This window comes from Undibacterium sp. YM2 (assembly GCF_009937975.1).
Lineage (GTDB): Bacteria > Pseudomonadota > Gammaproteobacteria > Burkholderiales > Burkholderiaceae_D > Undibacterium.
In genome coordinates this window covers 2,996,609-3,018,555 of record NZ_AP018441.1, presented here as the reverse complement: position 1 = coordinate 3,018,555, position 21,947 = coordinate 2,996,609, and the positions used below count along the sequence as shown (strand labels likewise).

The 21,947-nt window shown below is 50.3% G+C and carries 19 protein-coding genes; 2 read left to right on the top strand and 17 right to left on the bottom strand.

Annotation, left to right across the window (positions count from 1 at the left end; all coding sequences use genetic code 11):
* Positions 1 to 14 precede the first annotated feature (14 nt).
* The 3 genes from prfB to UNDYM_RS13630 all read right to left on the bottom strand — a co-directional run bounded on the left by prfB (position 15) and on the right by UNDYM_RS13630 (position 4,092).
* Positions 15 to 1,119 (bottom strand): peptide chain release factor 2 gene (prfB, locus tag UNDYM_RS13640; protein WP_162041523.1). Its coding sequence is split into 2 segments (ribosomal slippage): positions 15 to 1,037 and positions 1,039 to 1,119, totalling 1,104 coding nucleotides; the frame shifts between segments, so codons are not numbered across the junction.
* A 194-nt stretch (positions 1,120 to 1,313) separates the two neighbouring features.
* Positions 1,314 to 1,604: a hypothetical protein gene (locus tag UNDYM_RS13635; RefSeq protein ID WP_162041522.1), complete on the bottom strand. Its 291-nt coding sequence runs from the start codon at positions 1,602 to 1,604 to the stop codon at positions 1,314 to 1,316.
* Positions 1,605 to 1,773: 169 nt separating this feature from the next.
* On the bottom strand, positions 1,774 to 4,092 hold the full coding sequence (locus UNDYM_RS13630; RefSeq protein ID WP_162041521.1) for a YgiQ family radical SAM protein: 2,319 nt from the start codon (positions 4,090 to 4,092) through the stop codon (positions 1,774 to 1,776).
* 278 nt (positions 4,093 to 4,370) lie between these two features.
* Here UNDYM_RS13630 and dcd point away from each other — a divergent pair, with 278 nt between their 5' ends.
* Complete coding sequence (gene dcd / locus UNDYM_RS13625) at positions 4,371 to 4,937, top strand: dCTP deaminase (protein WP_110253642.1); 567 nt, start codon at positions 4,371 to 4,373, stop codon at positions 4,935 to 4,937.
* Positions 4,938 to 4,950: 13 nt separating this feature from the next.
* On the top strand, positions 4,951 to 5,871 hold the full coding sequence (locus tag UNDYM_RS13620; protein WP_162041520.1) for a glutaminase: 921 nt from the start codon (positions 4,951 to 4,953) through the stop codon (positions 5,869 to 5,871).
* Between the two features lie 59 nt (positions 5,872 to 5,930).
* Here the strand turns inward: UNDYM_RS13620 and UNDYM_RS13615 are convergent, their stop codons facing one another.
* From UNDYM_RS13615 to iscA, 14 genes are all read right to left on the bottom strand, one after another.
* Entirely contained in the window at positions 5,931 to 7,382 is a 1,452-nt protein-coding gene (locus UNDYM_RS13615) for a DUF1501 domain-containing protein (protein WP_162041519.1), read from the bottom strand.
* A gap of 12 nt (positions 7,383 to 7,394) precedes the next feature.
* Positions 7,395 to 9,884 carry a DUF1800 family protein gene (locus UNDYM_RS13610; RefSeq protein ID WP_162041518.1) on the bottom strand — a complete coding sequence of 830 codons (2,490 nt, stop codon included), beginning with the start codon at positions 9,882 to 9,884 and terminating at the stop codon, positions 7,395 to 7,397.
* 220 nt (positions 9,885 to 10,104) lie between these two features.
* A complete protein-coding gene (locus UNDYM_RS13605) occupies positions 10,105 to 11,031 on the bottom strand; it encodes a flagellar brake protein (RefSeq protein WP_162041517.1) in 927 nt (308 codons plus the stop codon).
* A 160-nt stretch (positions 11,032 to 11,191) separates the two neighbouring features.
* Complete coding sequence (locus tag UNDYM_RS13600) at positions 11,192 to 13,462, bottom strand: arginine/lysine/ornithine decarboxylase (RefSeq protein ID WP_162041516.1); 2,271 nt, start codon at positions 13,460 to 13,462, stop codon at positions 11,192 to 11,194.
* A 330-nt stretch (positions 13,463 to 13,792) separates the two neighbouring features.
* Positions 13,793 to 14,581: a MipA/OmpV family protein gene (locus tag UNDYM_RS13595; protein ID WP_162041515.1), complete on the bottom strand. Its 789-nt coding sequence runs from the start codon at positions 14,579 to 14,581 to the stop codon at positions 13,793 to 13,795.
* Positions 14,582 to 14,597: 16 nt separating this feature from the next.
* Complete coding sequence (locus UNDYM_RS13590) at positions 14,598 to 15,167, bottom strand: DUF4337 domain-containing protein (protein WP_162041514.1); 570 nt, start codon at positions 15,165 to 15,167, stop codon at positions 14,598 to 14,600.
* 7 nt (positions 15,168 to 15,174) lie between these two features.
* On the bottom strand, positions 15,175 to 15,657 hold the full coding sequence (locus UNDYM_RS13585) for a dihydrofolate reductase (protein ID WP_174244942.1): 483 nt from the start codon (positions 15,655 to 15,657) through the stop codon (positions 15,175 to 15,177).
* 17 nt (positions 15,658 to 15,674) lie between these two features.
* Positions 15,675 to 16,469, bottom strand: coding sequence for a thymidylate synthase (locus tag UNDYM_RS13580; RefSeq protein ID WP_162041512.1), 795 nt, complete (start codon positions 16,467 to 16,469; stop codon positions 15,675 to 15,677).
* Between the two features lie 141 nt (positions 16,470 to 16,610).
* Positions 16,611 to 18,224: a sensor histidine kinase gene (locus UNDYM_RS13575; RefSeq protein ID WP_162041511.1), complete on the bottom strand. Its 1,614-nt coding sequence runs from the start codon at positions 18,222 to 18,224 to the stop codon at positions 16,611 to 16,613.
* A gap of 263 nt (positions 18,225 to 18,487) precedes the next feature.
* Complete coding sequence (gene iscX / locus UNDYM_RS13570) at positions 18,488 to 18,682, bottom strand: Fe-S cluster assembly protein IscX (protein WP_162041510.1); 195 nt, start codon at positions 18,680 to 18,682, stop codon at positions 18,488 to 18,490.
* 46 nt (positions 18,683 to 18,728) lie between these two features.
* Positions 18,729 to 19,067: an ISC system 2Fe-2S type ferredoxin gene (gene fdx, locus UNDYM_RS13565; protein ID WP_162041509.1), complete on the bottom strand. Its 339-nt coding sequence runs from the start codon at positions 19,065 to 19,067 to the stop codon at positions 18,729 to 18,731.
* A 68-nt stretch (positions 19,068 to 19,135) separates the two neighbouring features.
* Positions 19,136 to 21,001, bottom strand: coding sequence for a Fe-S protein assembly chaperone HscA (gene hscA, locus UNDYM_RS13560; RefSeq protein WP_162041508.1), 1,866 nt, complete (start codon positions 20,999 to 21,001; stop codon positions 19,136 to 19,138).
* 73 nt (positions 21,002 to 21,074) lie between these two features.
* Positions 21,075 to 21,578, bottom strand: coding sequence for a Fe-S protein assembly co-chaperone HscB (gene hscB, locus UNDYM_RS13555; protein WP_162041507.1), 504 nt, complete (start codon positions 21,576 to 21,578; stop codon positions 21,075 to 21,077).
* Between the two features lie 11 nt (positions 21,579 to 21,589).
* The gene (gene iscA / locus UNDYM_RS13550; protein ID WP_110253627.1) at positions 21,590 to 21,913 is read right to left on the bottom strand and encodes an iron-sulfur cluster assembly protein IscA; all 324 of its coding nucleotides are present in this window, start codon (positions 21,911 to 21,913) and stop codon (positions 21,590 to 21,592) included.
* Between the last annotated feature and the right edge of the window lie 34 nt (positions 21,914 to 21,947).

The window sequence follows — 21,947 nt, the reverse complement described above, 5'->3', positions numbered from 1 at the left end:
CTGTAAGCAATGTATTAAACGCCTTGCTTTAAGGATGCCGCGATGAATTCATCCAGGTCACCATCCAAAATTGCCTTGGTGTTGCCTGATTCAAAATTCGTGCGTAAATCCTTAATGCGGGATTGATCCAGTACATAAGAGCGGATCTGGTGACCCCAACCTACGTCGGTCTTGGAATCTTCCAGATTCTGCTTTTCACTCATGCGCTTGCGCAATTCGAGTTCAAACAGTTTGGCCTTCAACATTTCCCACGCTTCTGCACGGTTCCTGTGCTGGCTGCGGTCATTCTGACATTGGACGACAATGCCGGAAGGGCCATGTGTCAAACGAACAGCAGAGTCGGTTTTATTAATATGCTGACCACCGGCACCAGAAGCGCGGTAAGTATCGGTGCGCACATCTGCCGGATTGATGTCAATCTCGAACGAGTCATCTACCTCAGGATAGACAAACAGGCTGGAAAAGGATGTGTGGCGGCCATTGTTGGAGTCGAATGGGGACTTGCGTACCAGGCGGTGTACGCCGGTTTCCGTGCGCAAGAAGCCATAGGCGTATTCGCCCTCTACTTTCAGGGTCGCAGTCTTGATACCGGCAACATCACCGTCGGATTGCTCCAGAATTTCAACCTTGAAGCCTTTGCGCTCACAATAACGCAGGTATTGACGCAGCAACATCGATGCCCAGTCCTGGGCTTCCGTACCACCAGCACCGGCCTGGATATCGATAAAGCAATTGTTCGGGTCCATGGGGTTGTTGAACATGCGACGGAATTCCATGCCTTCGACCAGCTCACGCAAAGCTTGTGCGTCAACTTCTATGGCTTCCAGCGTGTCGTCATCATTTTCTTCGCGCGCCATGGAGAACAAGTCGTTGGCATCGCGCAGGCCGCTGTCAGCCTTGATGAGCGTGTTGACTACGGCTTCCAGAGATTTTTTTTCTTTGCCTAGTTCCTGGGCGCGTTTGGGGTCATTCCAGACAGCGGGGTCTTCCAGTTCGGCGTTGACTTGTTCCAGTTTCTCTGACTTGATATCGAAGTCAAAGATACCTCCGGAGTTCGGCTTCGCGGACTGTCAGGTCGGCGAGCAGGGCGGACAGGCTATTGAGGCGTTCTGCTTCCATGATAGGTGTACTTTTCTAATGCAATCAAACCTTGCATTATACCTTGCTGTAAGGCGCTTGAAGTAATTTGCTCACATTGATATGTTTAAATGATATTAAACTCAGACTAAGCCCAGACAGATTTGCCTGGGTTTATCGCTCATTTTTGCGCATTTGCACAAAAGTGCATTTGGCTCAAAGCCTGGTTTGTGCTGTTACCAGACCGAGTTAGTGATTGTGGGTTTCGATTCCCTGTGGCTTTCCATCCACTTCGCCAGATGAGTTTTGAAGCAGGATGGACAAATATGGTATTGCGTCTGGGTAGATTGGCCACCATGAGGGAAAGACTCTTCCTCTTCCAGTTGCAGGGTGGTAATGGATTTTTCGTGCTCTTTGCTTGCCCAGTTTTCATCCCACTTTGACTCTGCCCCACAGACATCACAGGTGAGCTTGTCGAAAACCTCTTCAGTATGCTCAAGTATCAATACTGTTTTCATGTGTTTCATACTTCCTCCCTATGGTGTTGATGACCTGGATTTGGTGGCAAGTGATGATTTGATTCTACATCAGTGCAAGAGCATGAAAAGAGCTGGAGTGAAAAAAAGCTGTGTTGACCGGTGCAGGTCAACACAGCTTTCATCTTTTGCCAGACTGTTGTTGCTTATTTGGAATCTTTTAGCGTCTGCCTGTTTTGCTGGTAGCCGCTTTAGGCTTGGCTGATTTATAAGCCAATGCCGGACGAGCAGGGCTGGCGGGTGCTGTTTTTGCGTTTGATGCTGCGCGTGCATAAGACTTTTTGCCAAAAGTATCAATTCTTGGCGCTGCTACGCGCTTGCCATTGGCAACACCACTCTCATCGATGGTAATCGGTATATGTGGCTGGCGCAGCGGGATCAGGTGTTTGGGCCCACTACCTATCAAGTCACGCCTGCCCATGCGTACCAGTGCTTCGTGGATGATTTCCCAGTTTTCTGGCGCATGATAACGCAATAACGCCTTGTGCAATTTGCGGATCTTGCCTGAGCGTGCTGTCTCCACTACCTCAGAATCGGCAGTGACTTTCTTCAGCGGATTCTTGCGGGTATGGTACATGGTGGTTGCCAGCGCCATAGGAGTAGGCATGAAGGTTTGCACCTGATCCAGCTTGAAATCATTTTTCTTGAGCCAGACAGCCAGGTTCACCATGTCTTCATCGGTAGAGCCTGGATGGGCGGCGATAAAGTAAGGGATCAGGTATTGTTCCTTGCCAGCTTCTTTTGAATACTTCTGGAACATGGCCTTGAACTCGTCATAGCTGCCTATGCCGGGCTTCATCATCTTGGACAATGTATCGGCTTCGGTGTGCTCAGGCGCAATCTTCAGCAAGCCGCCGACGTGATGAGTGACCAGTTCTTTTACATACTCTGGCGAGCGCACAGCCAGGTCATAGCGCAGGCCAGAGCTGACCAGTATCTTCTTGATGCCGGGAAGCGCACGTGCCTTGCGGTAAATCGAGATCAGCTTGCTGTGGTCGGTTCCCAGGTTTGAACAGATGCCAGGATAGACGCAAGACAAGCGACGGCAGGATTCTTCTATCTTCTTGTCCTTGCAGGCCAGGCGATACATATTGGCTGTCGGGCCGCCAAGATCAGAAATGGTGCCGGTAAAGCCTTTGACCTTGTCGCGGATTTCTTCTATCTCGCGCAAAATTGAAGGTTCAGAGCGGCTTTGTATGATGCGGCCTTCATGCTCGGTAATCGAGCAGAAAGTACAGCCACCAAAGCAGCCACGCATGATATTCACCGAGAAACGTATCATCTCCCAAGCTGGTATGCGTGACTTGCCGTAGGCAGGGTGGGGCGCACGTGCGTAGGCGCGGTCATACACGCCATCCATTTCGTCCATGGCCAGTGGCAGCGGTGGCGGGTTCAGCCAGACATCGCGGTCGCCATGGCCTTGCACCAGCGCCTTGGCATTGCCGGGATTGGCCTCAAGATGGAATACGCGTGAAGCATGGGCATACAGAACCGCGTCTTCCTTGACTTCGTCAAAGGAAGGCAGGCGTATGACAGATTTGTGTTGCTTGTTGCGCAGCATGAGTTGACGCTCTTCGCGGCTCATGATACGTATGGCTTGCAATTGGACGACGTCAGCCTTGGCTTCGGTTTTGACCTCTGGCCTGGCTTCCATGGATGTAGCGGCAGGAGCATCGCCGGTGGCACATTTTGCCTCTTTCTCAGGCACCATGGCGTACGGATCGGTATGTGCTTCTATCTTGCCTGGCGTATCAATTTTGACAGAGTTGATTTCTGTCCAGTCTTCATCTGGCAGCCAGCCTTTTGGTGTCATGAAGGCGGTGCCGCGCAGATTGCGGATATCCTTGATGGCTTCGCCACTTGCCAGGCGGTGGGTCAGGTCTATGAGTGCGCGTTCGGCATTGCCAAACAACAGGATGTCGGCTTTTGAATCGGGCAAGACCGAGCGTCTTACCTTGTCAGACCAGTAATCATAATGCGCAATACGGCGCAAACTGGCTTCTATACTGCCTACAACTACATTGGCATCCGGGTAAGCTTCACGGGCACGCTGGGCATACACCACCAGCGCACGGTCGGGGCGTTTTGTGCGGTCGCCATCGGGCGTATAGGCGTCTTCTGAGCGTATTTTGCGGTCAGCCGTATAGCGGTTCACCATGGAATCCATATTGCCCGCTGTGACACCAAAATACAGATTTGGCTTACCCAGCGCACGGAAGGCATCGGCAGATTGCCAGTCCGGCTGGCTGATGATGCCAACACGGAAGCCGTGATGTTCGAGCAGACGGCCAATCAGAGCCATGCCGAAGCTGGGGTGGTCAATATAGGCATCGCCAGTAACGAGGATGACATCGCAACTATCCCAGCCCAATACATCCATTTCGGCGCGTGACATGGGGAGGAATGGAGCAGTATTTTTCCCGCCGACTTCAGGACGAAAACGTGGGAAAGAGAATAAATTTTTAGGCTGAGCGTTCATGGGCCGAATTGTACCGGAAAGCTACTTGTTTTGTGTGTCGACAAGGAAATTCTTCTGAAAAATCAAAAGCTTGCAAGAAGTTGAAGTGATCTTATTGCTAATTTCATTCACTATCAGGCTCCTGGCGCAGCAATGGTTCAACTTCCTGCGTACCTGCAATATTTACAGTTGCGCAAAATTCCCTATAAATTTGTTTGCCCTTTTTGCGGCTAATTCCATATTAGATATAGCTGTTTTCGCGTAAAATCGCGCCAATATTAATTTGGCAGGAGAAGCGCATGAGTATTAAATCAGACAAATGGATACGCCGTATGGCAGAACAACACGGCATGATAGAGCCGTTTGAACCAGGTCAGGTGCGTGAGCGTGATGGCAACCGCATCGTCAGTTATGGTACTTCTTCTTACGGTTACGATATACGTTGTGCCGACGAATTCAAGATTTTCACGAATATCAACAGCACCATTGTGGATCCTAAAAACTTCGATGAAAAATCCTTTGTCGATTTCAAGGGCGATGTCTGCATCATTCCACCAAATTCATTTGCGCTAGCGCGCACGATGGAGTATTTCCGTATTCCGCGCAGTGTATTGACCATATGCCTCGGCAAATCCACTTATGCGCGTTGCGGCATCATTGTCAATGTCACGCCGTTTGAGCCTGAGTGGGAAGGTTATGTGACACTGGAATTTTCCAATACCACACCATTGCCAGCCAAGATTTATGCAGGTGAGGGTTGCGCCCAGGTGTTGTTCTTTGAGAGCGATGAAATCTGCGAAACATCTTACAAAGACCGAGGTGGCAAGTATCAGGGTCAGGTCGGTGTGACTCTTCCAAAGACTTGAGCTTTTAGTATAGATGTTGCCTGATTACGCAGCCATACTTCAGACCATTTTTGCTGAAGTCCAGCCTTTATTGACTCAGGGGAAAGTGGCTTCCTATATTCCTGAGTTATCCAAAGTATCAGCCCAGCATTTTGGCATGGCTGTGTATTGCCTGGATGGCAGCACCTACAACATAGGTGATAGCCAGCAAAAATTTTCTTTGCAAAGCGTCACCAAGCTGTTTGCGCTGGCGCTGGCATTTTCCCGCGAAGGCGATGCAATCTGGGAGCGGGTAGGGCGCGAGCCTTCCGGTAATCCTTTCAATTCCCTGGTCCAGCTGGAATACGAGCGTGGCAAGCCGCGTAACCCCTTCATTAATGCGGGCGCGCTGGTCATTGCTGACATTTTGTCGGCTCGCTTTGTACAATCTGATATTGCGGTCCAGCAGTTCGCCCGTACCATTTCTGGCGAACCTACCATCGATTTTGATATGGCGGTTGCCCAGTCTGAACGGCAGACCGCACACCGCAATTATGCAATTGCTCATTTAATGAAAGATTTTGGCAATCTGCATAATCCCGTCAAAACCGTCATCGATAGCTATTGCCGCCAATGCTCGCTGACCATGACTTGTGCTGAGTTGGCCAAGGCGGGCAGCTTCCTGGCCAATCATGGCAGCGTACCCTGGAGTGGACAGCAAATTCTCGATGCCAGCTCATCCAAGCGCCTGAATGCGTTGATGCTGACTTGCGGCACCTATGATGCGGCAGGTGATTTTGCCTACCGCGTGGGTTTGCCCGCCAAGAGTGGTGTTGGCGGTGGTATTCTGGCGCTGGTGCCGGGTGAGCTTGCAGTAGCTGTCTGGTCGCCGGGGCTGGATGCCACCGGCAATTCGCTGGCGGGTACTTATGCGCTGGAGCGTTTCACCACGCTGACAGCCAGATCCATTTTTTGATTTCCGATATACACCACTGACACCACTGCAAGCATTATGCATTTGCAGTGGTGTATGGTCTAAGTCAGGAATCCCAGATTGCGGTTGGAAAAATTAGTGATATTCGGGAAAATATCATTAATCTGGCTCGTGCTCAGTCCAAACCAGTTTGCCAGTGTGGCACCATACTGATCAACCGATATCTGTGGCAGCAGGCTGCCGGACCCCACATCAAGGCTATGCTTGAGCCCCGTTACCGGGAAATCACCATAAATATTATTACCTTTGACCGCGCCACCAACGATGAAGTGGTGAGAGCCCCAGCCATGATCGGTGCCATCACCATTGCTGGTAAAGGTCCTGCCAAAATCCGAGGCCGTGAACAGGGTCACCTGCTTGCGCATGTCAGTGCCCTGCAAGTTACCCATGACACCATCAAAATAACTGATGGCATGAGCCAGCCTGGCCATCAGGTCTGCATGCGCCGTACGCTGGAAGTCATGCGTATCGAAACCGCCCAGGCTGACAAAGAACACTTGTCTTTGTGCGCCCAGGGCGCTGCGTCCGGCGATGATCCTGGCGATCGTTTGCAATTGGGAGGCCAGGCCATTGTTGGCCAGATTGCCATTGTTGGGGTTGGTATATTGTGTGGGGTTGGGAACGCCAGTAGCGCCTGCAGGAGCCATTGCAGGACTCAACAGGCTTTGTGCGTTGATGGAGCGGTTGGTGACCGCCGCATGCTCTTTCTGAAACAGATTGGCAGAGTCTGATGCGATGATGTTCTTTAAAGGATTGCCAGCAGCACTGGAGCCAAACAGGGTGCCGGTCAGGCCGCCAATAGGCACTGCGCCTGACGCGCTGACCTGATATTGATTGATGTTGCGCCCCGCAAGAAAAACAGCGTTGCCAGACGTTGATATCGCCGTAAATACAGGGTAGGCATTCGATGCGGCCAGCATATCACCCATGCGCCCACCCCAGCCATAAGCTGCACCTTCAGGTGCATAGGCTTGCCACAGGGACTGCTGGTCATTATGAGAAAACAGTTTCGGTGGCAGTGGTACGCTGCCAGCCTTGTATTGTGCCAGAGTGGTCGGCACGATCAGCGGACCAACATTGCTGAGTATCGCTGCGCGGCCATTGTCAAACAGGCTTTTTAGTGGGCCTAGCTGCGGATGTAATGCGAAGCTGCGGCCAGCCTGGGATGTGGTCGGGCTGATAGGCAAGACGCCGCCATTGCTGCCGACAGCGGGCAGGGCTATTGATCCTGCCTCGTTGGTGGTACGCACTGTGGTGTATTGACTCCAGGACGTGCTGTCAGTTGCCAGTACGGTATTGGCATGATCATTGGCACCATACAGGAACAGGCATACGAGTGCCTTGTAGCCGCCGGAAGAGGTTTGTGCCGCAGCGGAACCCATGGTTGCCAGATTGATGGCAAAGGGCAGGCTGGCGCTGCCTGCAGCACCGGCAACACCAAGTGCAGTGGAGAAGCGCAAAAACTCGCGGCGCGAAGCGTTCAATTTAGTCATGATGGATCCCGTTCATTTTTGGACCAGATATTCAGGAGAGGCCATAGTCAGGAAAATTGACAAATAGACGCGATTCTTCTTCGCTGTATCCGCATTGGCTGTATTGTTGGTTGGTATCGTGACCGAATTAACAGCTGTCAAAATCTGGCTGCGCAAGTTGCTGCTCATCTGGTTGGACATCAGGGTCAGGTTCAGTTGATCCAGCAATTGATCCGGTGTTGCCGCCAAATTGATGAGGCTGCTGTAATCTGCCTTGACGTCACGCGATGAACCGGTACCGTTAGGTATTACATCGCGCATGAAGTTCAGGTAACCAACGACTGAGGTTTCACCAGTGATTTGCATTTCTGGCGACACCAGGCCTGCGCTGGCGATGCCGGAATTTGGTGGTACATAACCGGGGCGGTAGAAATTGAATACCGTTGGTGAGCGCATCGGTGTTTCTGACAAGCCACTGAGCGGGTCATCCATGCTGGTCATCAGGAAGCGACCAGAAGTGGAGTTCACATTGAATGCACGCATCCAGTTCGCCAGGCGCAATACCGGCTCCCTCAGTTTGCCTGTGTTGGCAAAAGCCAGTGTAGTGTCATTGCGTGCTTCATTGTCCAGCAGGATCGCCTTGATGACAGCGCGCATGTCACCCCTGACGCCTGAGCCATTGTTGTTGAAAGCTGCCGCAACCCTGGAGATATATTGTGGGCTAGGATTGCTGGTGACCAGCCTCTGTATCAATTGTTTGCCTATGAAAGGGCCGACATTGGGATGATTGAACAAGGTATCCAGCGCAGTTTTCAAACTTGCTTCGGGATTGGCTGGCGACTGGGCCGGAATTGTCACACCAAGGAAAGTTTTGGCTGATACAGAATGGTATTTGGGATAACTTTGCATAGGCAACCAGTCACGGTTGGCATCAGCATTGCCACCAAAGAAGCGGTTATCACTCTTGTCCGGGCCTGCCCAGCTCCATCCGGTGAATACCTTGGCCAGACCCTGTATATCTGTACTGGAGTAGGTTTCAACCGGTTTGCCACCGTTCATGACATAAGTACCGTCCTGATTCAACTGATACAAGCCGATAGTGAAGAGTTGCATGACTTCACGTGCATAATTCTCGTCAGGAACCTGGGTGCCGGATTCTTTTTGATTGCGTAAAGAAGTCAGGTAGGTGCCCATCATGGGGTGCAGGCTGACTGATTCCAGCAAGTTACGGAAGTTGCCAAAGGCATTGGCTCCCAGCGTATCGTAATAGCCAGCAACACCACGCGGGTAGTTGGCAACATTACTGTCCTGGAAGGACACCACGAATATTTGTGACAGAGCAAAGGTAACGCGCTGTCTTAATTGGTCATCGCCTTTGATTGCCTGCTGCCAGAATGATTCAAAAAAGTTGTTCTGGCTTAAATCACTCAAGCCATTGATGAAGCCAGCAGCCTGGGCATCCATATAACTGCGGTGCAATTTTTGCGGCATGGCCAACTGCTTGTCTATCCATGCACTATAGCTGCTGTTCGTCAGACTATTGATGTCAGCATTGTTCGCGCCAAAACTGGCTTGCGCCAGGAAGCGGGATGCCTGAGCTGGAGTCGGCGCGTTGGCATTATTGCTCGACTGAAAGCCTACCAGCGCTTGTATCATGCCGTTGGCAATACTGGAGTCTGTTGGCGTGACCGTAGAGGCCAGTGCCATTCCCTTGGTGATGGAGTCTGCTTTGCTTATATAAGTGAAACCCTGCTGAATGGCAAAGTTCTTGGCGACATTGATTTTATTGTCGAGCAGGGTACTTACCCAGCCATTGACTGCATCACCCGCATAACCATGGGCGGCAATCAGCATGGAGCGAACGACTATTCCACGCGTTACCGTGCCATTGGCGAGGCTGCTCGTCCAGTAATCCAGTCCGGCCTTATCTGGTGGTGAGCGGCTCAATACATTGCGGTAAACATTGGTGACGAAATCGACATTGTTGGCGTCTGGTGCATAACCAGTAAGTGCCGCATCCTGTATGGCTGCAATGTAAAACGAATCCCCAATTTTTTCTATGGACATGCCATTTTTGAATTGGGTGATCCAGTAGGCCAGGCCATTCGCGTCAGGAATACGGTTGAAATAAGAGATGTACAACTCAATGATGTTATTCAGGTCATTGGCTGCAATGCTGGTAGACAGGCTGGCGATCTGCAGATTGACTGAGACATCTTTAAATATCAGTTGCTGAATGTTGGAGTTGACATCGGTTGTGCCATCAGTGCCTATATTGTCTTTGACTGAATAACCCGTACTGGTCTGGGTAATCGAATAATTTGAGCGATTACCGCCAAAACTGATCGTCGTGCTGGTGACTACCGGTGCTGGCGCAAACAATCTTTCCAATATTGTTGGAGGGCTGGCAGCAGGTTCTGCGGATGTGGAACTGGTCTTTTGGTCGCCACCGCATGAGCTCAATACGAAAACAGATAAAACAAGCAAGCATTGCCTGATTGCGGGTAGCTTGATGATGGTCATGGTGACTCCTGATTGTCCACACTCAGATTTTACATTCTGGAAGGCAATTCTAATGCAAGCATATAGTGCCATTCACCATAAAGTGTAACAAAGGGTTAGGCACTACACAAACCACTATGAATGGTAAGCAAATGTAATGCGGCGCCCGTTATTGGTGCTGAATTTGCAAATGCCGGACAGCATTTGATGAGATCAAAATAGGCGCACTGGCTTTGCCAGGCTAATCCATTTCAGCCAGGGTTTGATGCACAAATGCTGACAAAATTAACTTGGATTGCGCTGAAACATCGACAAACTCAAATCCATGCCGGTATTCCAGGCCATTTTCAGTTTGTGCCTGTGAGCGCAAGATGACATTCAGAGTCAGATACTCGTCATTCCCGGCAGCGCTGACTTTGAATTTGATGACCCCGGCATCACCTTTTTTTCCAACAGGTTTTTTCATGACGCCGGAGGCGCCACCCATACTCAAATCACCGAGAGTGGCCGCGGCAGTTTGCTCTGGGTCGCCTATGGTGACGGATGCAATAATTTTGACATTGGCACGCGAGCCCTGGCGTATGGTGGTACAACGAACTTGCTTGGGATAAGAGATATGCAGGTAGGGATGGGGGGAATATACGGATTTGATCGCTGATGCGGTAAACGCATAAGCTTTTTTGCCGGGAAAAGCCCGGACTATAAAGGTTTGTCCGTCACGAATAATGACGGCCTTGCCATCGATGGCCGGTGCAGTCACCATGATGGACATATTTTTGACAAAACCGATCAACTTCACCGTATAGCGCACAGCAGTATGATCATGAACTTGCAGATACAGGGTCTCGCCTACATTCCAGCGTACGCTGTCCAACTCCATCAGCGTATCTTTATGCGCATCTTGCGGAGCAGGACTGGAGCCAGGTGCTGAAGATTGAGATGAAACTGGTTTGGAAATGGGCGTGAGTTTTGAGGGGATAGTGTCCCACATGGCATCGGGATTGCAGTAGCCATGTTCCAGCAAGCCTTCCAACTGGTGTTGGCTTTCAATTTTGACGCCTGACGCCATCAGCAGATGGCCCTGCTCATCATAGATGGGCCAGGGCGCAGTCTGACCTACGCTGATTTCAGCATGCTTGATCGGCATTAGTCCTGTTGCACCACCCATTTCCTATATCCATAATCATGATTGTCGCTCTGATTGTATATCGAAAATTGAGGCAAATTAAGCGTCTTGTTGTGCGTTTGTATAATAAAAAGCACTTATTGCCAGGGAATGGCAATAAGTGCTCTGTCAGACTGAACGCATCAGGTTTTTTGAGCCTGGCTTATTTGCCGTTTTCTGCCGTGGATTTGACGCAATCAACAAAATAGCCACGCTTGCCATCGACTTCTGCTTTGACCAGACCATGGCAATCGGTTTCGAAGCCTGGGAATTTTTCATTGAAATCACGTACGAAGCGCAAGTAATCAACGATAGTCTGGTTGAAGCGCTCGCCAGGAATAAGCAGCGGGATGCCTGGGGGATAAGGGGTCAACAGGATGGCCGTGACGCGGCCTTCGAGTTCATCGATCGATACCCGCTCAGTTTCACGGTGCGCCATCATGGCAAAGGCATCAGATGGTTTCATCGCCGGTTGCATGTCGGACAAATACATTTCTGTCGTCAGGCGTGCCACATCATGACCTTTGTAGGCTTCATGTATACCCTGGCACAGGTCTTTCAACCCTACGCCTTCATAGCGGGGGTTGGCTGCTGCAAACTCTGGCAGGATGCGCCACATAGGTTGATTCTTGTCGTAGTCATCCTTAAACTGTTGCAAGGCGGTCAGCAAAGTATTCCAGCGGCCCTTGGTAATGCCGATGGTGAACATGATGAAGAAGGAATACAGGCCACATTTTTCAACAATAACACCATGCTCTGCCAGGTACTTGGTGACGATAGACGCGGGAATGCCCGTTTCGCCAAATTTACCTTCCAGTGATAATCCTGGTGTCACAATAGTGGCCTTGATCGGGTCCAGCATGTTGAAGCCAGGCGCCAGTTTGCCAAAGCCATGCCAGTCATCTTCCGCACGTATCATCCAGTCATCGCGCGAACCTATGCCATCTGCTGCAAATTCTTCCGGTCCCCAGACCTGGAACCACCAGTCCTTGCCCCATTCCTGATCAACCTTGCGCATGGCGCGGCGGAAGTCCAGTGCTTCGAGTATGGATTCTTCTACCAATGCCGTACCGCCTGGCGCTTCCATCATCGCTGCTGCGATATCGCAAGAGGCGATGATCGAATATTGAGGCGAAGTCGAAGTATGCATCAGGTAAGCTTCATTGAAGCTGTCACGATCGAGTTTGCGCGACTCCGATTCACGCACCAGGATTTGCGACGCCTGTGAAATACCCGCCAGCAGTTTGTGCGTAGATTGGGTCGAGAAAATCATTGACTTCTTGGCACGTGGCCTGTCCTTGCCGATGGCATGCATGTCTTTATAAAAGTCATGGAAGGTCGCGTGCGGCAACCAGGCTTCGTCAAAGTGCAGGGTGTCGATTTCGCCATCCAGCAAATCCTTCAATACTTCGACGTTGTACAACACGCCGTCGTAAGTCGATTGCGTGATAGTCAGGATACGTGGTTTCTTGTTCTTGGCTTCGCGTGCAAAAGGATTGGCTTCTATCTTCTTCTGTATGCTTTCCATGCTGAATTCTTCCAGCGGGATAGGGCCGATAATGCCAAGGTGATTCCGTGTCGGCATCAGGAAAACCGGTATCGCACCACACATGATGATGGAATGCAGGATGGATTTATGGCAGTTACGATCTACCACGACGATATCGCCAGGTGCAACAGTGGAATGCCAGACCATCTTGTTGGAGGTCGAGGTGCCATTGGTCACGAAGTAGCAATGATCCGCATTGAAAATGCGCGCAGCATTGCGTTCAGACGCAGCAACCGGACCGGTATGATCGAGCAACTGTCCCAGTTCTTCTACCGCATTACACACGTCGGCCCGCAGCATGTTTTCACCAAAGAACTGGTGGAACATCTGGCCGATAGGCGACTTCAGGAAGGCCACGCCACCTGAGTGGCCAGGGCAATGCCAGGAGTAGGAACCATCATTGGCGTAATGTACCAGGGCGCGGAAAAACGGTGGTGCCAGGCCATCCAGGTAAGAGCGGGCTTCACGGATGATATGACGTGCCACGAATTCTGGCGTGTCTTCAAACATGTGAATGAAACCATGCAATTCGCGCAGGATGTCATTTGGGATGTGGCGTGAAGTGCGGGTTTCACCGTACAGGTAAATCGGGATGTCTGCATTCTTGTAGCGAATCTCTTCAACGAAGGCACGCAAGGACTTCAACGCGTAATCAGTCTCTTCATCGGTGCCGTCACCAAATTCTTCATCGTCAATCGACAGGATGAAGGCGGACGCGCGCGATTGTTGCTGGGCGAACTGGGACAGGTCACCATAGCTGGTTACACCCAGTACTTCCATGCCTTCGGTTTCTATCGCGTCAGCAAGTGCGCGTATGCCAAGACCGGAGGTGTTTTCAGAACGGAAGTCTTCGTCGATGATGACGATGGGGAAGCGGAATTTCATGGAGGTCTCCAAAAAAACTTGTTACAAGGGAGACGCCTGGGCAAGTTAAATCAACCGCTTGCGCGCCGAAAAATTCAAAGAAGCGAATTCTCTCAGATATGTGGGTGCTGATGTTAAAAAATCTCAGCTTTTAGCCATGAAATGCAAAATTTCATCTGATTGTCATCAAATCAGGATTCGTACCATATCTTGCATCGTCAAATGGCGGCTGCGATAAATTTTATTTAACAAATCATCGCCTTTAGGCTCTCGCTTCGCTTGCTGAATAAATAAAAAAAGAGTGTTTTTGCAAACACTCTTTTATCTGATCATGCATTGCAAAGTGCGTTTTCAGAAGCGATAGCTTGCTGCAGAGAAGATGGTGACAGGGTTTTTCTGGAATACAAACGGGCTCCTGCCAGCATCGCCATTCAAGCGACTAACTGAGGCACCGGTTGTTAAAGACCAGTTATTGTCAATATTCCAATGCCAGCTGGCACCAAGCTTGATATCTGAGATGCCGGAAGAAGGTGTGTACTGTGCGTAGCCACTAGAGGCAGATTGTGCGGCAGTTACACCGAAGTATGACTGCATGTAAGCAGAATTAACCCAGTTTGCACCTATGCTGGCAGAAAGCCTGTGTTGTGGGCTCAGTAAAGTGGTCGCACGTACGCCAAAGCTGACTTGTACACCGTTATGATCCAGACCTGATCCATAGCGTACAGACGATGCCAGAGAAAAATTCTGGTCTATGTTGTAGTTGAGGAAAGCGCCGGGTTCAACTGCCATGTTGACGTCACCCAAGCCGCGCAATTTGCTGGAGCGCGACTCATCACGTGCGGCTTCCAGCGACATACGCACGCCGTACTGCAGACTGGCGTTCTTTGAGAAATTATAGCCAAGACCATTAACGGCGCTAAAGAAGGCACCATTTTTCCATTGCGCATCAAACATGGGATAAGCTGCCAGACGGCGCTCATCAGAGCCTGTGTATTTAGGCATGCTGAGTGCAACAGCACCCAGAGAAAAGTTCACGTCCTTGGGCAGGTAGCTAGTGGGAACCAGTTGCACAAATTGCGAGGTCTGCGCTCCTGCGGAACAGGCCATCGCCAATAATGTGATACCGAGTATTTTTTTCATTATGTTCTCGTCTTTGTTATATGTGGAGGGCAGCAAGTCCCGCCAGTACTACGCCAACTCCAGCTACACCATAAGAAGCATACTGCAGCCATTTTTTCTTGGTCAGCAAGGTGATTGCTGCCAGGGAAATGGCAATTTGCACGGCAGTCATGGCCTGCGCCCAGCGATGATGCTGATGCAAGGCTTCTTTGGATTTTTCTTCCCAGTCCTGACTTTCTTTTTCCAGTGCTTCCGCTTTTTTCTTGATATCTTCTTTTTCTACTTTATAGCGCTCAACTTCTGCTTTGTACTTTGCAACATCAGCACCTGGTATCACCATTGCCAATTCCGCGAGGTTTTGCTTGCTTGACTTCGACTGATAATAATTCCATTGGTTCGATGCTTCGGTCTTTTTAATGGCCGAATCATTCTTGAACATGGCTGCATCATTTTGTGTTGCGCCGCCTTCATAACCAAACAAGGCTCCGACAGTTGCCATGATCGCAGTCATTACTGCAATTTTGCTGGCAAAATCATCATTGCCGTGGGCTGCATGTTCCAACTCATGATCATGCGGTCCGTGTACGTGAAACCCGTGTCCTGACATAGTAATCCTAAATCTTTTTGTAAGTGACAAATGCAAAATGTAAATTTTTTTCTTTGGAGAAATGTTTTTCTCTTCCCGTCTCTTTCCATATTAGCGGATTGATCACTGGGAAAAAAGCATCACATGCAAACTCCTGTTGTATCTCGGTCACGACCAGTTCATTGGCCAATTCCATGCTTTGGCTGTAAATCTCGGCTCCGCCTATGATGAAAGCCAATTCCTGGTCCAGCAAAGCCCGCGCTGCATCTAGTGAAGCCACTACTTCCACTCCCGCATGTTGCCACTCATGATTCCGTGTGACGACAATATTGCGCCTGTTCGGTAAGGGGCGACCTATGGATTCAAAGGTTTTCCTGCCCATGATGATGGCGTGTCCAGTGGTGGTCCGCTTAAAGTGGGCAAGATCTTCAGGCAAATGCCAGGGCAGCTTATTATCTATCCCTATGCCCAGCTTGGAGTCGGTTGCAACAATAATACTTAAAGATGACATGCTCATGAATCCAGGGTTTAAACAGCAACAGGTGCTTTGATTGCGGGGTGGAATTGATAATTTGCAAACTCAAAATCATCAAACTGATAATCAAAGATGGATTCAGGTTTGCGCTTGATGATCAATTGACCCAGTGGCAAAGTGCTACGTGATAATTGTTCGTTAACTTGGTCCATGTGATTGGAATACAAGTGGCAGTCACCACCCGTCCAGATAAAATCACCAACTTCCAGAGCGGTTTGTTGCGCCACCATATGGGTCAACAAGGCATAGGACGCGATATTGAAAGGCACACCCAAAAATATATCTGCGCTGCGCTGATACAACTGGCAGGACAATTTGCCGTCAGCGACGTAAAACTGGAACATCATATGGCAGGGTGGCAGCTTCATCTGCGGGACATCAGCAACATTCCAGGCAGAGACGATGAGGCGGCGTGAGTCAGGGTTATTGCGTATCTGCTCGATCACTTGTTTGATCTGGTCTATGTGTTCGCCGGAAGGTGTAGGCCAGTTGCGCCATTGCGAACCATAAACCGGGCCAAGATCACCATTGGCATCCGCCCATTCATTCCAGATAGAGACACCATTATCCGTGAGGTATTTGATATTGGTCGAGCCTGCCAGGAACCAGATCAGTTCATGCACGATGGATTTGAGGTGCAGCTTTTTGGTGGTCACCAATGGAAAGCCCTTGCTCAGGTCAAAGCGCATCTGGTAGCCAAACACTGACACTGTACCTGTGCCGGTTCTGTCAGTTTTTTGGGTGCCGTGTTCTTTCACATGGCGCATGAAGTCAAGGTATTGATGCATGGGCTTAATAAATTGCTATGTTGAGTTGCTATCTTGGTCAGGCGCTAGTATACCTTAGGGAAAGATAAAACTCTTGGAGATTGTAATGAGTCTCATCCACCGCAGCTGAGAGCAAGCTAGTGTGGTTACAGTCTGGCTGACTCAGCGTTTGCTCAGCAGGGGATTGCTGGATTCTGGTTCGCCTGGTGCCACGAGTGGCAATTTGATTTCGAAACGGGTTCCCTGGCCGACTATACTGCTCGCATGAATACTGCCGCCAAGTACATTGGAAATGATGTTGAAAGTGATGCTCAGCCCAAGGCCGCTGCCGCCCTGGCCAAACTTGGTGGTAAAGAAGGGTTCGAATATCCTGTTAATAATTTCTGCCGAAATGCCTTTGCCATTGTCTTCAAAAATAATGAGGACATGGTCGCCCTGTTGTGTGGCTGTGCAGCGCATGTGACCTTCTTCACGTCCTTCGAGACCGTGAGCGACTGCATTATTGACCAGGTTGGTGAAAACCTGTCCCAACAAACCAGGGTAGCTGTCAAGCTGGATTTCACCAGGGATGTCTAGTTCCAGGGTAAACGGGGTTTTGCGCAAGCTTGAATGCAGCAGGGCCGTGAGCTCCTGCAACATGACCAATAGAGCAAATTGCCTGCGCTGGGCACTTGACTGATCAACCGCCACCTGTTTGAAGTCACCCACCAGATGGGCAGATTGTTGCAGCCCGCGTAATAGCAATTTGGTGGAATCTACTGCCGTGGTTGCATAACGTGTCAGGTCAGAGCGCTTCATCTTGCCTTCTTCGACCATCCTGACCAGGTTGCGGGTTTCTTCTTCCAGGGTGCTGGCAACCAGCAGGCAATTACCAAGTGGGGTATTTAATTCATGCGCTACGCCTGCGACCATAGAGCCCAGTGCCGCCATGCGTTCTACCCTTGCCAGTTCTGCCTGAGCAGAGTTGACGTTATTCAAGGCCGCTTCCAGGTTCTGGTTCACGGTTTCCAGTTCTTGTGTACGCTGACGGACTTTGGATTCCAGTGTGCCTGAGTATTCAAGCAATTGTTGATTCTTGATTTCCAGTTCGCCAAATGACCTTTGCAAAGCCTGGCGGGTGGCTTCCAGACTGGTTGCCAAGTGACCCAGTTCATCTTCGCGGTTCAGGGCGATAGGGTCATTAAGTTCACCATTTGCCAGTCTGTCAGACTCGCCCATGAGTATCCTGACTGGCTGTACGAGGCGCCATTGCAATACCACAAGAATAAACAGGATAGCCAGTATCAATGAAAGCACAGCTGTAGTGACATAACGCCGGAAATCAGATGCCAGGCTTTCTTGCAGCAAGTCTTCTGCAAGGGTAAGTCTTACCTGGCCTATGACCTGACCTCCATGCTTGATTTCTCTAACCATGCTGGTGAATGGCCCTCGCTGGGTTTTTTTCCTGGTATCGTTCTTGATGAATTCCTTGCGGTCGGGCAGGGTGATCACTTCTATGGTTGCTACCCTGGGGTCGGAATACACCACTTCGCTGGAGATATTGGCAATCTCGGGCGTGATTTGCCACAAGGGTTCACTCAGTATGACGGAGAGGATTTCGACCAGGCGATTATGATCCTCAGCATTTCTGAGCTGGGCCGCAGTTTCTATGGTGTGCAGGTGATAGGGGATGAGGATGGCAGCAGGGACGGTTAATCCGAATACAACAGCCAGAATAATCGCTAGTCTCAGCGTGATCCGGCTGCGTAGTGCAGATAAAAGATGTCTAAACTGCATTGCGAGGTCCTTGTGCAGCACTTCCCGGAAGGTATAGTCAGGCGGAACTGGATGCAATTTCCCACCAGACATTCATATACAGATCAAACATGGGTATCCATGTCTGATGATCGCACAAACAAGTCAAAATACTAAAAGGTTTTTTGCGTTTCAGCAAGTTATGATTCTGGAGTGTTCACTCTGTGTGTCCAAATGTCCAAAAATGGGCAAATTGTTGTTTGAAGCAGTCGCTTGACTTGTCTGCAAGTGGGGTATGTTCAGGATTACTTGGTTTCGTCTATCCAGGCCATTTGTATGGCTTCAAGTATCTTCTCGCCACCACGTGTATGATCGTCGTCAAATTCTTCCAGATCGACAATCCAGTTATGCAAGTCAGTGAAGCGCACCGTGAGAGGATCAACATCAGGAAATTTATCGCAAAGTGCTTCGGCGATTCTGAAGGTGTCTATCCATTTCATGTTGCGCTCCACTTAGTGTAGATGTCATGCAGATGCAAAATCAGTGTTAATGATTTTCGCGTGCGTGGTTGATGGTGTATTTTGGGATTTCTATGGTGATATCCTGTTTACCCAGTTTAACCTGGCAGGACAGGCGCGAAGTTGCTTCCAGACCCCAGGCGGCATCCAGCAAGTCCTCTTCATCATCCGTAGACTCATTCAGGGAATTAAAACCTTCGCGTATGACCACGTGACAAGTGGTGCAGGCGCAAGACATTTCACAGGCATGTTCGATTTCGACATCGCTTTCAACCAGTGCCTCGCATAAAGATTTGCCTTCGGGTGCATCAATCACAGTTCCTTCGGGGCAAAGCTGGGGGTGGGGCAGGACAATAATTTGGGGCATGTTGTTCTCGTAATCTGGCTATCTCAATATGTATCAATGTTGTCTGGGTCGGTAAGAGGTAATATCGCTCAGGCAATCTCATCCAGTTTTTTTCCAGCCAACGCACTGCGCACGCTTTGATCCATGCGGCGGGCGGCAAATTCTTCCGTGCCATCAGCAAGTGCGCTGATAGCAGCGTGGAGTAGCTGATGATCTTTGCCATTCTTCAGCTTGCTGACCTCATTCATCAATTCTCTGATCTGTCCTTGCTCTGCATCATTCAGTAAATGAGCGTCACCATTCAGTGCTGACTGGGTCGCCAGCAAAATGCGTTCAGCTTCGACGATTTCTTCGCGCAAGGCACGTTCCTGCATATCGGCATCTGCCGAGGTGAATGAGTCTTGCAGCATACGTGTTATTTCGTCGTCGGCCAGACCATAAGATGGTTTGACCGTGATAGCCGCTTCTACGCCAGAGCGCAGTTCGCGTGCAGATACCGACAACAGTCCATCGGCATCTACCTGATAAGTGATACGTATACGTGCAGCACCGGCAGCCATGGGAGGGATGCCGCGCAATTCAAAGCGTGCCAGCGAGCGGCATTCGCTCACCAGTTCGCGTTCGCCCTGCACGACATGAATCGCCATGGCAGTTTGTCCATCCTTGAAGGTAGTAAATTCTTGCGCGCGTGCGCAAGGGATAGTGGAATTACGCGGAATGACTTTTTCAGCCAGACCGCCCATGGTTTCCACGCCCAGCGACAGCGGGATGACATCCAGCAGCAGCCAGTCATCGCCAGGAGCGCGATTGCCCGCCAGCAGATTGGCCTGTATCGCTGCACCCAGAGCTACCACTTTGTCGGGGTCAATATTGGCGAGTGGCGTAGTCTGGAAGAATTCACCAACAGCCTTGCGTACATGCGGCATGCGCGTAGCGCCACCTACCAGTACCACGCCATCGATATCATCTACAGTGAGGCCAGCATCGCGCAAGGCTTTGCGGCAAGGCGTCGTGGTTTTTACCACCAGGTTTTGCGTCATTTCGGCAAATGCTGCTGCACTGATTTGTAAATGGACAGACTCACCGGAATTGAGTTTGGCGTCGATATAGGTGCTGGGTTTGGTTGACAGGATTTCCTTGGCTTCGCGTGCCTTGACCATCAGGGCGCTGGTGTCTTCGTCTGACAGTGGTGCCAGTTTGGATTCTTGCAAAATCCAGCAAAACAGGCGGTGATCAAAATCGTCGCCACCAAGGGCAGAATCACCACCAGTAGCCAGGACTTCAAAGACACCCTTGCTCATTTTCAGGATGGAGATGTCGAAGGTGCCGCCACCCAGATCATAGACGGCATAAATGCCTTCAGATGCATTGTCGAGGCCGTAGGCGATTGCTGCTGCAGTAGGTTCATTTAGCAGGCGCAAGACATTCAGTCCAGCCAGTTTGGCGGCGTCTTTGGTTGCCTGTCTTTGCGCATCATCAAAATACGCGGGGACGGTAATGACGGCGCCAACCAGGTCATCGCCCAGTGCGTCTTCCGCCTGCTGGCGTAAAGTGGCCAGAATTTGTGCGGACACTTCAACAGGACTCTTGATGCCAGCCACGGTCTTGATTTGTACCATGCCAGGTTCATCATGAAAATCATACGGCAGGTTTTCAGCATAGGCGATGTCTTTCAAGCCACGGCCCATGAAGCGTTTAACTGAGGCTATCGTATTCCGTGGATCATTGCTTTGCTCGGCCTGGGCCTTGAAGCCTATATGCGCATGACCATTCGGCAGATAGCGTACAACAGAAGGCAGCAGCGGACGACCTTCTTCATCATTCAATACTTCAGGGATACTATTGCGTACGGTTGCAACCAGGGAATTTGTGGTACCCAGATCTATGCCTACTGCCAACCTGTGCTGGTGTGGAGCTGTGGACATGCCAGGTTCAGAAATTTGCAGTAATGCCATGATGAAATGGGGGATGGCTAAGCATCTATAAAATGGCAAATCGGCATAGCCGTATTTGCCGGGTTATTTGAAATTACTCTTCGAGTGCAGCGATATCGGCAATGAATTTTTCCAGGAACATGCAGGTGCGGATTTGCTGCGCAGCTTCTTCAAAGTTACCCAGGTCTATCGAGTTGCCAACCGCATGCAATTGCGTTCTTAGGGCACTGTTCAGTTCACGCTCCAGGCGTAGCAAGGCAGCTTCATTATTGTCCTGGCGTGCGTCATCAAAGGATTCGCGCCACTCCATCTGTTGCATCAAAAATGCACCAGGCATGGAGGTATTGGATTCTGTCTGTAGATCCACACCCTGCAATTCACATAGATAGCGTGCGCGTTGCAGCGGCTTTTTCAGTGTTTGATAAGCCTCGTTGGCCCTGGTTGCCCATTGCATGGCGACGCGTTTTTCAGCTTCGCTGGCCTGCACAAACTTATCCGGGTGCACCTGATTCTGCACCTCACGGTAAGCTGCATCCAGTTGTCCCTGATCAAGTGCAAACTGCTGTGGCAACTGGAACAGCTCAAAATGATTCTGCATCTGCGCCAGCCTTAAATCCTGAAACTTTCGCCACAACCACATTCGTCCTTGACGTTGGGGTTGTAGAATTTAAAGCCTTCGTTCAAGCCTTCGCGGGCAAAATCAAGCTCAGTGCCATCAATATAAGGCAGGCTTTTAGGGTCAACAAACACCTTGACACCGTGCGACTCAAAAATCTGGTCGTCGTTGCCGACTTCATCCACATACTCAAGCTTGTAAGCCATGCCTGAGCAGCCGGTTGTACGTACCCCAAAGCGCAGGCCTATGCCTTTGCCGCGACGTTCCATATAACGGGTCACATGTTTTGCCGCTTTTTCTGTGAGTGTGATAGCCATATTTATTCCAGTTTTTTGCTACTAAACTTTTGTT

What these genes read in the sequence shown, in the direction of transcription:
- UNDYM_RS13635 (WP_162041522.1), bottom strand. Translation starts at nt 1,604, where the DNA reads ATGAAACACATGAAAACAGTATTGATACTTGAGCATACTGAAGAGGTT.
- UNDYM_RS13630 (WP_162041521.1), bottom strand. Translation starts at nt 4,092, where the DNA reads ATGAACGCTCAGCCTAAAAATTTATTCTCTTTCCCACGTTTTCGTCCT.
- dcd (WP_110253642.1), top strand. Translation starts at nt 4,371, where the DNA reads ATGAGTATTAAATCAGACAAATGGATACGCCGTATGGCAGAACAACAC.
- UNDYM_RS13620 (WP_162041520.1), top strand. Translation starts at nt 4,951, where the DNA reads ATGTTGCCTGATTACGCAGCCATACTTCAGACCATTTTTGCTGAAGTC.
- UNDYM_RS13615 (WP_162041519.1), bottom strand. Translation starts at nt 7,382, where the DNA reads ATGACTAAATTGAACGCTTCGCGCCGCGAGTTTTTGCGCTTCTCCACT.
- UNDYM_RS13610 (WP_162041518.1), bottom strand. Translation starts at nt 9,884, where the DNA reads ATGACCATCATCAAGCTACCCGCAATCAGGCAATGCTTGCTTGTTTTA.
- UNDYM_RS13605 (WP_162041517.1), bottom strand. Translation starts at nt 11,031, where the DNA reads ATGGGTGGTGCAACAGGACTAATGCCGATCAAGCATGCTGAAATCAGC.
- UNDYM_RS13600 (WP_162041516.1), bottom strand. Translation starts at nt 13,462, where the DNA reads ATGAAATTCCGCTTCCCCATCGTCATCATCGACGAAGACTTCCGTTCT.
- UNDYM_RS13595 (WP_162041515.1), bottom strand. Translation starts at nt 14,581, where the DNA reads ATGAAAAAAATACTCGGTATCACATTATTGGCGATGGCCTGTTCCGCA.
- UNDYM_RS13590 (WP_162041514.1), bottom strand. Translation starts at nt 15,167, where the DNA reads ATGTCAGGACACGGGTTTCACGTACACGGACCGCATGATCATGAGTTG.
- UNDYM_RS13585 (WP_174244942.1), bottom strand. Translation starts at nt 15,657, where the DNA reads ATGTCATCTTTAAGTATTATTGTTGCAACCGACTCCAAGCTGGGCATA.
- UNDYM_RS13580 (WP_162041512.1), bottom strand. Translation starts at nt 16,469, where the DNA reads ATGCATCAATACCTTGACTTCATGCGCCATGTGAAAGAACACGGCACC.
- UNDYM_RS13575 (WP_162041511.1), bottom strand. Translation starts at nt 18,224, where the DNA reads ATGCAGTTTAGACATCTTTTATCTGCACTACGCAGCCGGATCACGCTG.
- iscX (WP_162041510.1), bottom strand. Translation starts at nt 18,682, where the DNA reads ATGAAATGGATAGACACCTTCAGAATCGCCGAAGCACTTTGCGATAAA.
- fdx (WP_162041509.1), bottom strand. Translation starts at nt 19,067, where the DNA reads ATGCCCCAAATTATTGTCCTGCCCCACCCCCAGCTTTGCCCCGAAGGA.
- hscA (WP_162041508.1), bottom strand. Translation starts at nt 21,001, where the DNA reads ATGGCATTACTGCAAATTTCTGAACCTGGCATGTCCACAGCTCCACAC.
- hscB (WP_162041507.1), bottom strand. Translation starts at nt 21,578, where the DNA reads ATGCAGAATCATTTTGAGCTGTTCCAGTTGCCACAGCAGTTTGCACTT.
- iscA (WP_110253627.1), bottom strand. Translation starts at nt 21,913, where the DNA reads ATGGCTATCACACTCACAGAAAAAGCGGCAAAACATGTGACCCGTTAT.